Source organism: Gemmatimonadales bacterium (assembly GCA_030697825.1).
Lineage (GTDB): Bacteria > Gemmatimonadota > Gemmatimonadetes > Gemmatimonadales > JACORV01 > JACORV01.
The window spans coordinates 1-14,759 of sequence record JAUYOW010000314.1; the positions used below are offsets into that span (position 1 = coordinate 1).

The 14,759-nt window shown below is 69.1% G+C and carries 14 protein-coding genes; 5 read left to right on the forward strand and 9 right to left on the reverse strand.

The window, feature by feature from the left end:
* Positions 1–1,284, forward strand: a 1,284-nt coding sequence (locus Q8Q85_15220; GenBank protein ID MDP3775610.1) for a pitrilysin family protein, incomplete at its 5' end; no start/stop codon positions are given.
* Between the two features lie 63 nt (positions 1,285–1,347).
* On the opposite strand, the gene Q8Q85_15225 is transcribed toward Q8Q85_15220, so the two are convergent.
* The 5 genes from Q8Q85_15225 to Q8Q85_15245 all read right to left on the reverse strand — a co-directional run bounded on the left by Q8Q85_15225 (position 1,348) and on the right by Q8Q85_15245 (position 5,668).
* Positions 1,348–1,827 carry a metallophosphoesterase family protein gene (locus tag Q8Q85_15225; protein MDP3775611.1) on the reverse strand — a complete coding sequence of 160 codons (480 nt, stop codon included), beginning with the start codon at positions 1,825–1,827 and terminating at the stop codon, positions 1,348–1,350.
* Entirely contained in the window at positions 1,824–2,429 is a 606-nt protein-coding gene (locus Q8Q85_15230; GenBank protein ID MDP3775612.1) for a flavin prenyltransferase UbiX, read from the reverse strand. Before Q8Q85_15230 ends, Q8Q85_15225 begins: the two co-directional genes overlap by 4 nt.
* A gap of 124 nt (positions 2,430–2,553) precedes the next feature.
* Entirely contained in the window at positions 2,554–3,465 is a 912-nt protein-coding gene (locus Q8Q85_15235) for a 4-hydroxybenzoate octaprenyltransferase (GenBank protein MDP3775613.1), read from the reverse strand.
* A complete protein-coding gene (locus Q8Q85_15240) occupies positions 3,462–4,943 on the reverse strand; it encodes a menaquinone biosynthesis decarboxylase (GenBank protein MDP3775614.1) in 1,482 nt (493 codons plus the stop codon). Before Q8Q85_15240 ends, Q8Q85_15235 begins: the two co-directional genes overlap by 4 nt.
* On the reverse strand, positions 4,940–5,668 hold the full coding sequence (locus Q8Q85_15245) for a ubiquinone/menaquinone biosynthesis methyltransferase (protein ID MDP3775615.1): 729 nt from the start codon (positions 5,666–5,668) through the stop codon (positions 4,940–4,942). Before Q8Q85_15245 ends, Q8Q85_15240 begins: the two co-directional genes overlap by 4 nt.
* A gap of 49 nt (positions 5,669–5,717) precedes the next feature.
* Here Q8Q85_15245 and Q8Q85_15250 point away from each other — a divergent pair, with 49 nt between their 5' ends.
* Genes Q8Q85_15250 through Q8Q85_15265 form a run of 4 tightly spaced genes read left to right on the forward strand, consistent with a single transcriptional unit; the run spans position 5,718 to position 9,376 of the window.
* Positions 5,718–6,320 carry a sigma-70 family RNA polymerase sigma factor gene (locus Q8Q85_15250; protein MDP3775616.1) on the forward strand — a complete coding sequence of 201 codons (603 nt, stop codon included), beginning with the start codon at positions 5,718–5,720 and terminating at the stop codon, positions 6,318–6,320.
* A 50-nt stretch (positions 6,321–6,370) separates the two neighbouring features.
* A complete protein-coding gene (locus Q8Q85_15255; protein ID MDP3775617.1) occupies positions 6,371–6,892 on the forward strand; it encodes a hypothetical protein in 522 nt (173 codons plus the stop codon).
* Positions 6,867–8,513, forward strand: coding sequence for a hypothetical protein (locus tag Q8Q85_15260; GenBank protein MDP3775618.1), 1,647 nt, complete (start codon positions 6,867–6,869; stop codon positions 8,511–8,513). The genes Q8Q85_15255 and Q8Q85_15260 overlap by 26 nt, the downstream gene beginning before the upstream one ends.
* On the forward strand, positions 8,510–9,376 hold the full coding sequence (locus Q8Q85_15265; GenBank protein ID MDP3775619.1) for a toast rack family protein: 867 nt from the start codon (positions 8,510–8,512) through the stop codon (positions 9,374–9,376). The genes Q8Q85_15260 and Q8Q85_15265 overlap by 4 nt, the downstream gene beginning before the upstream one ends.
* A 56-nt stretch (positions 9,377–9,432) precedes the next feature.
* Here Q8Q85_15265 and Q8Q85_15270 read toward each other — a convergent pair whose 3' ends face one another.
* The 4 genes from Q8Q85_15270 to Q8Q85_15285 form a co-directional block, all read right to left on the reverse strand.
* Positions 9,433–10,197 (reverse strand): SAM-dependent chlorinase/fluorinase, encoded by a 765-nt coding sequence (locus Q8Q85_15270; GenBank protein MDP3775620.1) that lies wholly within the window; start codon positions 10,195–10,197, stop codon positions 9,433–9,435.
* Positions 10,198–11,028: 831 nt separating this feature from the next.
* Positions 11,029–12,114, reverse strand: coding sequence for an Mrp/NBP35 family ATP-binding protein (locus tag Q8Q85_15275; GenBank protein MDP3775621.1), 1,086 nt, complete (start codon positions 12,112–12,114; stop codon positions 11,029–11,031).
* 12 nt (positions 12,115–12,126) lie between these two features.
* A complete protein-coding gene (locus Q8Q85_15280; GenBank protein MDP3775622.1) occupies positions 12,127–13,167 on the reverse strand; it encodes a bifunctional oligoribonuclease/PAP phosphatase NrnA in 1,041 nt (346 codons plus the stop codon).
* Positions 13,168–13,276: 109 nt separating this feature from the next.
* On the reverse strand, positions 13,277–14,731 hold the full coding sequence (locus Q8Q85_15285) for an amino acid permease (protein ID MDP3775623.1): 1,455 nt from the start codon (positions 14,729–14,731) through the stop codon (positions 13,277–13,279).
* Positions 14,732–14,759: the final 28 nt, after the last annotated feature.

Consider the following 14,759-nt stretch of genomic DNA (forward strand, 5'->3'; position numbering starts at 1 on the left):
GTCCAGGTGTTTCTGATCGAAGACCACAGCCTCCCGCAGCTCTCGGTGAGGCTGGTCGGCCGACAGGGGGTCGCGAACCTCCCCGACTCACTCTGGGCCGTCGGCTGGCAGGCCGACGCGCTGTTGCGCACCGGAGGCACCATCACGCTCTCGCCGGATTCGGTGGACCGGCTGATCGACTTCTACGCGCTGAGCGTTTTCTTCAGCACCGGCAACGAGACGTCCACGGCGACCGTCAGCGGGCTCTCGCGCTATCGCGACATCATGCTCGACCTGCTGTTCGACATGATGCGCAACCCGCGCGACGACAGCGCCCGCATCCACGAGAACGTCGGGCAGAGCCAGGAGAGCTGGCGGCGGCGCAACGATCAGCCGGGGTCGATCCTCGGCCGTGCCTGGTCGCAGACCATGATGGGCGACCATCCGTTCGCGCGCTCGCTCGTGACGCCGGAGGAGGCAGAGGCATTCACGCCCGAGCGGTTCCGGCGGGTGCAGGGCATGCTCTACTGCCCCGACCGGTTCATCATCGGCGTCGTGGGCGACTTCCAAGAGCGGGCCATGCTCCAGAAGCTCGAGGGTCTGTTCCGCGGCTGGGGCCGCTGCCCGCCGGGCACCCGTGATGTGCCGCCCGTCCGCTACGCCGAGGGGCCGCGGATCGTCCACGTCGAGAAGGACATCAACCAGACGAATATCCGCATGGGCCACGCGGGCGGCCTGCGCGTCGGCAACACGCCCGAGTACTTCGCCGCACAGGTGGCGGACTTCCTCCTCGGCGGTGGGAGTGGCTTCAGCTCGCGGCTCATCCAGCGCGTGCGCAGCGACTCGGGCTTCGCCTACAGCGTCTTCTCCAATTGGGGCGCCGACACCCGGCGTGAGGGCCTGTTCTTCGCCGGTGGCGAGACCCGGGCCGAAAAGACCGTGGCGGCCCTCTCGCTGATGCAGAACACCATCGCCTCCATGGTGGCGCAGCCCGTCACGCCGGAGGACGTGCGGCTCGCGCAGGACAACGAGGTCAACTCCTTCGTCTTCCAGTTCGAGACGCCGGCGCAGATCGTCGGCCAGCAGATCGCGTACGTGGTGGACGGCCTCCCGGCCAATTGGTTCGACCTGTACTTGCGCGGGATCCAGGCCGTGACGGCCGACCAAGTCGTGCAGGCCGCCCAGCGCTACCTGCACCCGGACCGGATGGTGATGGTCGTCGTCGGGAAGGCCGGCAGCTTCGATCGGCCACTTTCGACGCTGGGGCCGGTGACGTCAATGTCCGTCGAGGAGATCAGGCGGTAGGACTTCGCCGGCAGGGAAAGATCGCGAAAGAGGCCCCGGACGCGGCCGTCCGGGGCCTCTTCGTCACCCGGTCAACGGAACGATCCTGGCCCTCGGCGGGATGCCTGCTTCCGTCTCCATGATGGCCACGGACGGGAGCAGGCCGAACCGCTTGGGTCCCGCAGATCCGGGATTCAGCACTACGCTGAAGTCCGGGAGGTCATGGATGAGCGGGCGGTGGGTGTGGCCGAAGACGATCACGTCGGCGTCTGGGAACGCAACCTTCAGCATCCCGGGCTTCGGCACGCTGAACTGGTCCCCGTGCGTCACCACGATCCGCAGCCCGTCGGCCTCCACGTGGGCCACCTGGGGAAGGCGCCGGCGCAGCGCCCCGTCGTCCACGTTCCCGTAGACCGCCGTGACGGGCGCGAGGAGCCCGAGCTCGTCGAGGATCGCGGCGTCGCCAACATCCCCCGCGTGGATGATCCGGTCCACCCCGCTGAAGACGTCGTGCACTTCGGCGCGGAGCAGCCCATGGGTGTCCGCGATGATGCCCAGCCTCACCGCCGAACGCGCCGCTTCCCGCCGCTCCAGCGCTTGACGAGGGAAACATCCAGATCGAGATGGTCGAGGATCCGCTGAACCACGAAGTCCACGAGCTGGGCGATGGCCTTGGGCCGGTGATAGAAGCCCGGCGCTGCTGGAATGATGGTCGCGCCGGCCTCCGTCGCCGCAACCATGTTCCGCAGATGGACCAGCGATAGCGGCGCCTCCCTCGGAACGAGGATCAGTTGCCGGCGCTCCTTCAGCGTGACGTCCGCCGCCCGCTCGATCAGGCTCCGGCTCGTTCCATGGGCGATGGCGGAGAGCGTCCCCATCGAGCAGGGACAAACCACCATGCCCATGGTCCGGGCCGAGCCAGAGGCCGGCCCGGCTCCACGGTCCCCGTCCTCGAAGAGCTGCACCGTCTTCCAGTCCCCGCCAGTAGCCCGTTTCAGTCCGGCTAAGGAAGCGATGCCACACTCTTCGTCGAGTAGCCTCCAGCCGTGCCCGGAGACGACGAGCCAGGTCGGCACGTGCTCCGCGGCCATGATCTGAAGCAGCCGCACGGCGTAGGGAGCACCAGACGCACCAGTGATCGCCAGTACTACGGGCAGCCGCTTCACGAACCCCGGCGGCTTGGAGCGGGCCGGCGCACCGGATGTGGCATCGGGCGAGGAGGTGCCGGTTTCCGTGGTACCCGCTTGGGCACCGTAACCCGCCAGTCAGCTTTCCGTGCCACCATGACCGTCAGCGCCCCCCCGCTCCCCATGCCACATCGGCGACGGCCCCGGCCATTATCACCCCGGAAATGATCCCGTTCATGGTGAAGAAAGCGGCGTCGAGCCTGGAGTAGTCGCCCGGCCTGACGAGCCGGTGCTCCCAAGCTAGGAGTCCGGCTGCCACAGCCACCGCACCCGTGTAAACAGCCCCCAGACCAGCGAACGCGCCAAAGATGAGCAGTGCCACTACCGCACCTCCATGGAGCATCCTGGACACTGCGATCGCGCCCTGGGCCCCCAACGCTACCGCCATCGACCTAAGCCTGTGCTCCCGGTCGAAGCCTTCGTCCTGGAGCGCGTACAGGATGTCGAAACCCGCCACCCAGGCCGCCACTCCAGATGCCACCACGAGCAGAGTCCACCATGGCGTGCTCCAGGACCCGGCGACCGCCAGGTAGCCGCCCACCGGGGCGATGGCCAGGCTGAGACCTAGCCACAGGTGGGACAGCGAAGTGAACCGCTTGGCGTAGGAGTACCCGAGGATCCAGGCCAGCGCCAGCGGCGAGAGGGCGAAGCACAGCGGGTTGAGAAGCGCCGACACCCCGACGAAAACGCCACCGGCGATCACGACCAGCGCCCACGCCTCACCGAGGCTCATCCGGCCCGAGGGCAGCTCACGGCCGGCGGTCCGAGGGTTGAGCGCGTCGTAATGCCGGTCCGCGATCCGGTTGAAGCCCATCCCGGCGAACCGCGCCGCCGCGAACGCGAGGCCCGCGAGCGCGGCCGTGCGCCAGCCCACCGGATGGACGCGCGACGCGGTGGCGATACCGACGACGGCGAACGGCAGGGCGAATACCGTATGTGCGACCTTGACGAAGTTCGCGTACGCCGCGAGGCGCGAACCGCCCGCCAGGACCTGCCCATCCACCCCGGTCGTCAAGGAAGCCTGATCCCGAGCTTCGCCCACCTGGCGTCCACTCTCTGTTGCGTCACTTCGTCCATCTTGATGAGTCCCGGCCACTCGCGGGTGAATCCCTCCTCGGGCCACTTCCGCGTCGCGTCGATCCCCATCTTCGATCCGTAGGTGAACCCTCGGCTGGCGTGATCGAGCACATCGACCGGGCCCATCGTGAACCGGACGTCGCGTTCGGGGTCGATGTGGTTGAGCGCGACCCACCACGCCTCGTCCGGGCTGCGCACGTTCACCCAGTCGTCCAGCACGACGATCATCTTGGCGAGCGACATCAGCCCCTGTCCCCAGAGCCCGTTCATCACCTTCCAGGCGTGCCCCGGGTACTGCTTCCGGATGCCCACGAACACCAGGTTGTGGAAGATGCCGTAAGCCGGCATGTGGTAATCGACCACCTCGGGCATGGTGAGCCTGAGCAGCGGCAGGAAGATCCGCTCGGTCGCGTGGCCGAGGTAGTAGTCCTCCATCGGCGGCCGGCCCACGATGGTGGCCGGGTAGATCGCGTCCCGCCGCATCGTGACCGCCGTGACGTGGACCAGCGGATAAAGATCCGCCAGGGAGTAGAAGCCGGTGTGGTCGCCGAACGGCCCCTCCATTACCAGCTCCTCAGCCGGGTCTATGTAACCTTCCAGCACGATCTCGGCTTCGGCGGGCACTTCGAGGTCAGACGTGAGGCATTTCACCAGCCGGACGGGGGACCGGCGGAGGAAGCCCGCGAAGAGGAACTCGTCCACGGTGGGCGGAAGCGGCGCGGACGCGGCATACATGGAGGCTGGGTCGGCGCCCAGGACGATCGCCACCGGCATCCTCTCCCCCCGGGCAGCCATCTCGCGCCAGTGGGCCGCGCCGACCTTGTGCCGCTGCCAATGCATCGCCAGTTCGCGAGGCCCTTGCACCTGGATCCGGTACAGACCGACGTTCCTGGTCCCGGTGACCGGGTCCTTCGTGATCACCATCGGGAAGGTGATGTAGGGACCGCCGTCCTCCGGCCAGCAGATGAGGTGCGGGAGCAGTCTCAGGTCTACTTCATGCTCCAGCTGCACGACGGACTGGCAAGGCGCCGGCTCCCTGACCCGGGTCGGTGGGTACGTGGCAAGTTCCATCAGCTTCGGGAGCATGGAAAGCTTTCCGGCCATGCCGTCGGGTACCGCAGTCGCCAGCAGCTCCTGGATCCTCGACCCAATGTCATCCAGAGACGATGCTCCCAACGCCGTCTCCATGCGCCTAGTTGATCCGAAGGCGTTGATCAGCACCGGGAACCGGCTCTTGGCTCCGTCCGGGAGCACCGGGTGCTCGAACAGGAGCGCCGGCCCGCCGCCAGAGCTCTTCATGCACCGGTCGGCGATCTCGGTGATCTCGCGGTCCACGGACACCGGCTCTCTGACCCGGACCAATTGGCCCGTATCTTCGAGCGCGCGCACGAAGTCACGAAGACTGTCCAGCGTCATCTCACTCCCCAATGGATGGCGGCGATCCCTGCCGTCAGCAGGGTGTGGCCGTGGTCCCGGAAGCCTGCCAGCGCCAGCCGGTCTTCGAGCACGCCCGGTGCGGGGAAGTCCAAGACCGAAGCCGGGAGGTAGCTGTAGGCGCTCGGGTGCCCGGAAACGAGCCGTCCAACCAGCGGGAGGATTCGGCGGAAGTAGAACAGGAAAAGGGCCCGTATCGGCGCGAACGAGGGCGTCGTGAAATCGAGGATCACCAAGCGCCCCCCGGGGCGCAGGACGCGGCCCAACTCCGCGAGGCCCGCATCCAGATCGGCCAGGTTACGGATGCCGAAGGCGACCATGGCGCCGTCGAATGTTGCGCCATCGAAGGGCAGCTCGAGGGTATCCGCCAAGGCAACGCTCACGACCCCCCTAGGGGTCTTGGCGCGCCCGAGGCGAAGCATCGGCAGGGCGAAGTCGGCTGCCACGACCCGGCCTCGGAAACCGGGGCTCCGAGCCAGGGCAGCCGAGAGATCCAGCGTGCCGGCGCAGGCATCCAGGAACACGCCCGCCGGCCGACGGTCCCAGGCGAGGCGATCCACGGCCTTGCGCCGCCACGACCGGTCGACGTTGAGCGACAGCAGGTGATTCAGGAAGTCGTAGCGGGGCGCGATCTCCGAGAAGACTTCGCGCACGTATCGTCGCTTATCGCGTGGCAGCGGCGGCCGGGCCGTTTCCACCGGCGTCATCGACACCAACTCGGATTCTGCGGCATGGGCAGCGTAGATTACCCGCCCCATGCCAACGGCGAAAGACCTCCAGTCGATCACCGACCAGGAGGTCGTAGCACTGGCCCGAGCCGGCAAGGAGGCCGCGTACCGCGAGTTGCTTCGCCGGTATCAGCGTCCCGTGTTCTCGCTGATCTATCGCATGGTGCGCGACCGGGAGCTGGCGGAGGACCTGGCCCAGGACTCGTTCGTCAAGGTCTTGAACGCGCTCGATTCCTACCAGCCCGAGTACAAGTTCTCGTCCTGGATCTTCAAGATCGCGAATAACGCCGCCATCGACCACCTTCGCCGCCGCGAAATCGTGACGCTGTCTCTGGACGGTGCGCCTGGCGCCCGCACCGCCGACGAGGTCGAGGCAACCGCACTTCAGGCCGTGGATCGGTCCGAGTCCGCGCTCGACGAGCTGGAAGCGAAGGAGCTAGGGACATCGATCGAGCAGGCGATCGCCAGGCTCAGGCCGGAGTATCGGGCCTGCATCCTGCTCCGGCACGTGGAAGGCCGTGCGTACGAGGAGATCGCCGCGACGCTGGACCTGCCTCTCGGCACGGTCAAGACCCACATCCACCGGGCCCGGCACGAGCTCAGGGAATACCTGGGGCCGCTCCGGGACTGAAACCCCGGCCCCGGGCGTGCCGTAAGGGCTGGCAGACAGGGGGTAGGCGTGTGACGGACAAGCAGTTATCCCGTTCCGATCTGGACGAGGCGCTGGTGCGCGCGCTGTCTCGTCTGCCCTCGTATTCCCCGTCCCGCGCCTTTTCAGCGAACGTCATGGCCCGGGTGCAATTGCCCCAGCCTCGAGCGGTCGTGCTGTACCGGCGTGCCCGTGCCTGGGCGCTGGAGCCCCGGCGGGCACTGGCCCTGGGGAGCGCCTACGCAGCGGTTGCCGCCATCGCCCTCTTCGTCGCGGTGCCGTGGGTCGTGGCACACACGCCGGCGATCAGCTTCGTCTCCGGACAGGTGTCTTCGTGGTTCCTCGGCGCCATACGGGACGCCGCGCTCGGCGCCGCGGGGTGGGCGGTGTCATCCGGGCTCACCGAGTTCGTGAGGTCGCTCGCGCTGACGGGAGAGCGGCTGTGGATCGCCTTGGGAACGCTCACTGTCGGCTACGCGAGCTGCGCGGTCGGCCTGCACTTGCTACTTCGCACGCCACGGGGGAAGGATGTCACGCTCCAGCCTTCGCTCTAGCGTTCTCGCGCTGGCGCTGATCGCAGCTGCCTCGCCGGCACCGGCGGCCGCTTCCATCGTCGTACCGTCGGTGGACGACACCGGCGCCGCCCTGCGCGGCGGCATCGCGTTCCTGAAGCGCGTGCTGCATCGCCGGCAGGGCGACGACGTCGTCTCCCATTCGATCGCCGTCAGCAATCGTGAGGCGACGCTGGAGCTCGAGCTGGCCAGCGGGAAGATGCGCAGTCTGTCGCTCCGCGGCGGCGCGGTGCTGGTGGACGGTGAGCGGGTCGGGCGTTACGCGGCCGGCGGGCCGCTGGACCGGGCCTGGCGCCGGCTTCTCGCCGACGGCGGGTCGCTCGACACCCGCGAGCTGCTCGTGTCGCTGCGGGCGTGGCGCGCGCCCAGCCTCGGGGGCGATGACGCGGCGTCGAAGGTGCGGCTGGACGCCGCCCTTGGGGCGCTCGCCGCGAGGCGGACCGCGCCGCCGGTGGCAGCGGCCGTGACCTCCGCCCACCAGCGCGCCGATAGCGCGGTGCGCCGGGCAGCTTCGCCCGCCTCGCATCCGGTCTCGATCACCATGGCGGACATCAGCGCGCTCGACACGGTCGAGCGGCAACTGGCGGCGCTTGAGGACGTGGGGGCCGACGTGGCCGCCGCCGTCCGAACGAGCCCGATGCACCTCGGCGACTATCGCGTCGGCGCGGGCGAGCGGTTCGACGGGAATCTCGTGGTCTTCAAGGGCACCGCGGACGTCTACGGCGAGGTCACCGGCAACGTGATCGCCCTGTACGGCGACGTGGCCAACCACCGTGGCGGGACGATCGGCCGCAGCGCCGTCTCGGTGGGCGGAGAAGTCCTCGACGACGGCGGCACGTTCCACGGCGACATCAAGACGCTGTCCGCACCTTCTCCGGAAGACCTCCCGAACGTGGACGTCGACGTCGATGTGAACGGGGACGAGGACGTGGCCCGCGCGACGCCGTCGTGGCTGGACCGGCTCTCCCGCGACGTCCTGAACATCGTGGGGGTGTTCATCGCGTTCGCGATGATGGGTTTCGGCGCCGTGTTCTTCGGCCGGCGTTATCTCGAGATCGTCGCCGACACGGCTTCGCACTCGTTCGGCCGGTCGCTCGTGGTGGGAATGCTGGGGCAGCTCCTCGTGCTGCCGACCTTCGCCATGCTGATCGTGGGGCTGGTGTTCACGATCGTCGGCATCCTCCTGCTGCCGTTCGTGATCCCGGCATTCGTCGTCGCGACCGCTGTGGTAGTGCTCGGTGGCTACCTCGCCGTCGCGCACTCCGTCGGCGAGACCGTGACGCGCCGCCAGATGGCGCACGGCGCCTTCGTGCGCGCCCCCAACGCTTACGGCTACCTGTTTAGGGGTCTCGTCGCGCTGCTGGGTCTGTGGGCAGCCGCAGCGCTTTTCGGCTGGGCGGGCCCGGTGGTGATCCTCTTCCAGGTCGCGGCCGGCATAGTGACCTGGATGGCCGCGACGGTCGGCTTCGGCGCGGTCCTGCTGTCGCGCGCCGGCCTGCGCGAGACCTTCGCGGGCAGGCATTTCGGCGAGATGTCGGATGAGTATCTCTGGGCAACCCCGCCGGCTACCCCAACGGCCTCGCGGATGGGCATGAAATCGTGAGTTGTGCCAGGATCCTGACGATCATCGGCGCCGTTGTCGCCACGAGCGCGGCCCCGGCCGCCGCACAGACGTGGCGCACGCTCACGATGTCGAGACCGATGCACGGCGAGAGCACGCTTACGGTGGACGTGCAGTACGGCGCGGGCCGGTTCCACCTGGCGCCCGGGAGCAGCCGCGCGCTGTACCGGGTGGAGATGAGCTACGACGAGGAGCGCTTCACCCCCGTCCGCGAGTACGACGCCGACGCGGCGGTGGTGCGGCTGGGCATGCGCAGCCGCGGCGGCTCCGGCGTGCGGGTGTCGGTGGGGGACCGGCGGCGCAACCGGCAACCTGCGACCTTCGACCTAACGCTCACACCCGACGTCCCGCTCAACCTCAACCTCGAGCTCGGGGCGGTCGAGTCCGACGTGGAGCTGGGCGGGCTCGCGATCCGGCGCGTGACGTACCGGACCGGCGCCTCCCGGTCCAGCGTGCGCTTCAGCCGGCCGAACGCGGTGGCCTGCGACGATCTTCAGCTCGAGGCCGGCGCGGCGGAGATCCGCGTCAGCTCGATCGCCAACGCCAACTGCGCCCACCTGAGCTTTCGCGGCGGGGTCGGCGAGGTGAACCTGGACTTTTCGGGGAACTGGCGGCGGTCGCTCGACGCGGACGTGGACGTGGCCATCGGCTCGCTGACGCTCGGGTTGCCGCGCGACGTCGGCGTGGCGATCCGCGTGAACCGGTTCCTGGCGTCGTTCGAGAGCGCCGGCTTCACCAAGCGCGGGCCGACGTACTACTCGAGCAACTACAGCACCGCGCGATACCGCCTGGCGCTTCGGGTCAACGCGACGATCGGCGGCATCGATGTCAATTGGATAGACTGAAAGACGGTTGAACGTAGGGAGACGTTGAAAGTCGAATAAGGAACGGCGTTGAAGAGTCAACGCACCGCCTTCGCGGTCGCCCGGACTCCCGCCCCACGGCTCGCCCCCAGCGCCGAATCCGCCCGACCGTCACGCACCGCGATCTCTACCGCGCCACCCGAGCCAACGAATGCGACCGGATCCCCGCTCGGCACGTCGTCGAACGTGGACCTCAGCGCGAGGTCGTAAGGGCCGATCCGCACGGTCGCGTCCTCGGCCACCCGGGCGCCGGGGATGTTCGTGATCAGCGTACCGAAGCGGTCCACGTGGACGACCACCCCGACCAGGTCGCGGCCTTCACGGACCGGTGTCGGGCGCGGGAGCCGCACGGCGTCCTCGACCTTGCCGCCCAGGTCCGCGAGGCCCGCGCCGAGCGCCAGCCGGGCCGCGGCAGGCGCGAACAGGTCGCGTCCGTGGAAGGTGCGGCTCGCCTTGGGCGGCACCGGGAGGCTCACGATCATCGTCGGCCCGGTCTCGAACACCCACGACAGAAGGCCGTTATCCGGAGCCACGAAGCGATGGCCCCCCACCTCGGCGGCCAGCCCGCGGCGGGTCGTGCCGACTCCGGGATCGACGACGGCGACATGCACGGCTCCCTCTGGAAACGCGTTCCAGGCGCGGCCGAGGACGTAGGCACCCGACTCGATGTCACCGGGGGATATGTCGTGCGTGAGATCCACCAGCACAATGCCGGGGGCGGCGCGGAGCAGCACGCCTTTCATCTCCGCCACGTAACCGTCGGCGGTGCCGAAGTCGGTGAGCAGGGTGACGACGGTGCTCATACGTTCACGCGCGCCGCCGTGGCGCTCACGGCGCCGAGCCGGATGGATCCAGGAAGCGCCGGAAGACCGGGTTCTCCGGGTACTGCTGCGCCAGCTCGCCCACCATGCGCCGCGCCTCCTCGCGGAGGGAGCCGTCCTGGTCGCTTTCGCGCAGCAGCACATTGGCGTAGACCCAGCGCGCTTCCGTGCGGGCGAGCAGCCCTTGCTCGCTCACGAGTCGCAGGCGTTCGAGGGCGCGCTCCGCATCGCCGCCGCCCAGCCCGACGATCCGCGCCACCAGGCGCGCGAGAGCGCTGGCGCGAGCGAGCGCGTAGTCGTAGACGGCGAGACCGAGGAGGCAATCGGTACAGGCGGAGTCGAGCGTGCGCGCCTGCTCGAGGGCGCCTTGCATGCCCTTGGCCTCACGGGCGGCGCGCCAGTAGCGGCCGCGCAGCTCGGCCTGGCGGGCCCGGTAGCCGAGGGCGGTGCCGAGCCAGAAATACGCCTCGGCGCGGCCCGAGTCGGTAGGAGTGGAACGGACCGATTCCTCCGCCCGCAAGACGGCATCGGCGAGGAGGGAGTCGATGGCGTCGGCCTCGAAGGTCTCCTCGCCGCGCGCCTCACCCCACCAGATGAGGGCCGAGGCCTCCAGCGCGGGGCCGACGGGATCGTGCGGACGTTCCAGCGACAGGCGGGAGAAGTAGAGCTGCGCGGCGCCGAAGCGCCCGCGGTAGATGAGCTCCTGTCCGGAGAGGACCTCGGAGGCGCTGGGCGGATCCGCGGGGCGCGCAGGATGGGGATCCTGGGCCCGCGCCGGCTCGGCCGTCGCGAGGGCGCCGAGCGCGACGCCGATCAGCCAGTGACGATGGGCAGGCGTACCGACTTGGCCGCTACCTCCCGCTCGACCCGCTCCGCCAGCAACGCCAACGCACGTCCCGCGGGCGACTCCGGCTCCGCCAGCACCACCGGCACGCCGGAATCGCACAGTTCCTGTACCCGCGCCTGAAGAGGTACCTCGGCGAGGAGCGGGACCCCCAGCTCGTCCGCCAGCCGCCGCCCTCCACCATGCGCGAAGATGTCGGTGCGCTCGCCGCAGTGCGGGCACGCGAAGTACGACATGTTCTCCACGATCCCCAGCACCGGGACGCCCACCTTCTCGAACATCTTCGCGCCGCGCAGCGCATCGCCCACCGCCACTTCCTGCGGCGTCGTCACGATCAGTCCCGCCGCCACGTGCACCGACTGCACCAGGCTGAGCTGCGCGTCGCCCGTGCCGGGCGGCATGTCCACCAGGAAGTAATCGAGTTGGCCCCATTCGACGTCGCCCAGGAATTGCTGAATGACCTTCGTGATGATCGGGCCGCGCCAGATGGTCGCGGCGTCGCGCTCGATCAGGCTACCGACGGAGATGAGCTTGACGCCGTGCGCCTCGATCGGCTGGAGGCGGTGGTCCACCACCGCCGGCTGCTCGCCGGTGACGCCGAACATGCGCGGGATGTTGGGCCCGTAGACGTCGGCGTCCATGAGTCCGACGCGATGCCCGCGCGCGGCGAGCCCGGCCGCGAGGTTGGTGGTGATGGTGGACTTGCCGACGCCCCCCTTGCCGCTCGAGACCGCGATGACGCGGCCGAGGTGCGGCAGCTCGCGGGCGGTGGGCGCGGGCACCACCTTGGCGGTCGTCGGCTTGGGCGCCGCGGCCCCACGCACCTCCACCTTCACCGCCCGCACGCCCTCCACCGCCTGCACGCCGCGGCGCGTCTCGCGAACCAGGTCCGCCGGATCGTCGTTCCCCAGCTCGAACGCGATCCTTACGAGGCCGTCGGCCTCGACCGCGATCTCCTTCACCATGCCGGCGGAGATGACGTCCTTGCCCACGCGCGAGTTCACCACGCCGGTAAGCGCGGCGGCGATCCGGGCCTTCAATTCGTGCTCATTCATGCCCGGTGGAAGCTAGCGGGATGCGCCTTGCGGGGCGAGCGCCGCGCGCGCGGCGCCGAGCACCAGGCGTTGAGCTTCGTCGAGCGGACCGGCGACGGATGCGCCGGACGCCTTGGCGTGCCCGCCGCCGCCGAACTGCTTCGCGAAGACCGACACGTCGAAGTCGCCCACGGAGCGCAGCGACACCTTCGTCTTGCCGTTGGCGAGCTGCCGGAAGAGCAGGGCGAGGCGGGTGCCCTGGACCGACCGGGCGAACTCCACCAGCCCGTCGAGGTCGTCCGCGGTGACGTCGTGCCGCTCCAGAGCGCCGGCCGGCACCGTGACCCAGGAGAGCCCGATCTCCGGCTCCACGACGAGGGTTTCGAGCACCTCGGCAGTGAGGCGGATGCGACCAGCGGGCGCGGTGGCGTAGACCGACTCATAGACGCGCTCCGGATCGACACCGGTTTCGAGCAGCGACGCCGCGACGCGCAGCAACCGCGGCGTAGTGTTGCTGAAGCGAAAGCCGCCGGTGTCCGTCAGCATGCCCACGTAGAGCGCGCGGGCCGCCTCGGCTCCCATCCTCCAGCCGTTCACCGCCGTGAGGTCGCACACCAGCTCGGCGGTCGCGGATGCCTCGGCGTCCACCAGCCTCGGGCCCGCGGGAAGGGTGCCGGGCGAAAGGTGATGGTCGATGCAGGCGGTGACGATGTCGCGCGCGCGGATGGTCTCCGCGAGGTGGCCGAGCCGACCGAGGTCGGCGATGTCCAGCACCAGGAAGAGGTCGGCGTCGCGCAGGGCCTGCTTCGCGTCCGCGGTGCGGTCGTGGCGGGCGATAGGCTCCACGAGGAACCGGTAACGGTCCGGGATGGGCGTCGGGTTGGCAATCGACACCTGCTTCCCGAGCGCTCGGAGCAGGTGCACCATCGCCACCTCGCTGCCCACTCCGTCACCGTCGGCGTTGACGTGGGTCGTGAGGACGATGCGGCGCGCGCCCGCGATGGCCTCAGCGACGGCGCGGGCGCCCTCGGCGCGCTCGGGGCACACGGGCTCAAGATGAATCGGCTGCGTCATGGCGGATGGAGGCTACCCAGAGCGCGGTGGCCCGGGCAAGTCGCGGGGCCCGGGAAAACCAAGCGGCCGGCGCCGTGAAGCGCCGGCCGCCGAACACCTTGGGTGTGACCTACCGCTCCGCGGCCCGCTGCGCGGACATCCTCGAGTTCCGGTAGCCGTAGGCGAAATACACCACCAGGCCGATGACGAACCAGATGATCAGCCGTTCCCAGGTGCGCCACTCGAGGGAGACCATCAAGTACAGCGCCGAAAGAGCGCCCAGCGGCGCCACCAGCCAGTACATCGGCGTCTTGAACGGACGAACGAGGTCGGGCTCGCGCAGCCGGAGCACGATGATGCCGACCGACACGATCACGAACGCCAGCAGCGTGCCGATGGAAACGAGGCTGGCGGCGTCGCGGATAGGCAGAATGCCGGCGAAGAAGGCGACGAGCGTGCCGGTGACGATCGTAGTGACCCACGGCGTATGGAACTTCGGGTGCACCTTGTTCACGAATTGCGGCAGCAGACCGTCCTTGGACATCGAGTAGAAGACGCGGGTCTGCCCCAGCATCATGACGAGGATCACGGACGAGAGGCCCGCGATGGCGCCGAGCTTGATGACTTGCGACATCCAGCCGAGGCCCGCGCGGTCGGCCACCACGGCGATCGGATCGGGAACGTCGAGCTGCTGGTACGGCACCACGCCGGTGGCGATGGCCGACACCACGATGTAGAGCACGGTGCATATGAGGAGCGAGCCGATGATGCCGATCGGCATGTCGCGCTGCGGGTTCTTGGCTTCCTGCGCCGCAGTGCTCACGGCGTCGAACCCGATGTACGCGAAGAACACGATGCCGGCGCCGGCCATGACGCCGGTGAATCCGAAGTGCTCGCGCACGCCGTCGGTGTTGGCCGGTATGAACGGGTGCCAGTTGGCGGTGTTGATGTGGCCGGCCACCAGCGCGATGAAGAGCAGCACCACGGCGACCTTGATGAAGACGATGACGTTGTTGACGTTGGCCGATTCCTTGATGCCGATGACCAGCAGCGTGGTGACGATGGCGATGATGAAGACCGCGGGAAGATTGAACACCGCGATGACGGTAGTGCCGTCGGTCAGGGCGACGGCGGTGCCCGGCGCGGCGGAGAGCGCGGGTGGGATGTGGATCCCGACCCCGTTGAGGAACGAAACCACGTATCCCGACCACCCGATGGCCACGGTGACGGCGCCGAGCGCGTACTCGAGGATAAGGTCCCACCCGATGATCCACGCGAACAGCTCACCCAGGGTAGCGTAGCCGTAGGTGTAGGCGCTGCCCGCGATGGGGACGAGCGAGGCGAACTCGGCGTAGCAGAGCGCCGCGAAGACCGACGCGATCCCGGCGAAGACGAACGACAGGATGACGGCGGGCCCGGCGTTCTGGGCCGCGACGGTGCCCGTCAGCACGAAGATGCCGGTGCCGATGATCGCGCCGATGCCGAGCGCCGTCAGATTCAGGGCGCCGAGCGCACGCTTCAGGCTGTGGTCCGTCAGGGCCTCGGCCTGGAGTTCCGTGACGGACTTGCGGGTGAAGAGACCCATCAGGTGTCTCCTGCGCGTGAGCGATGAA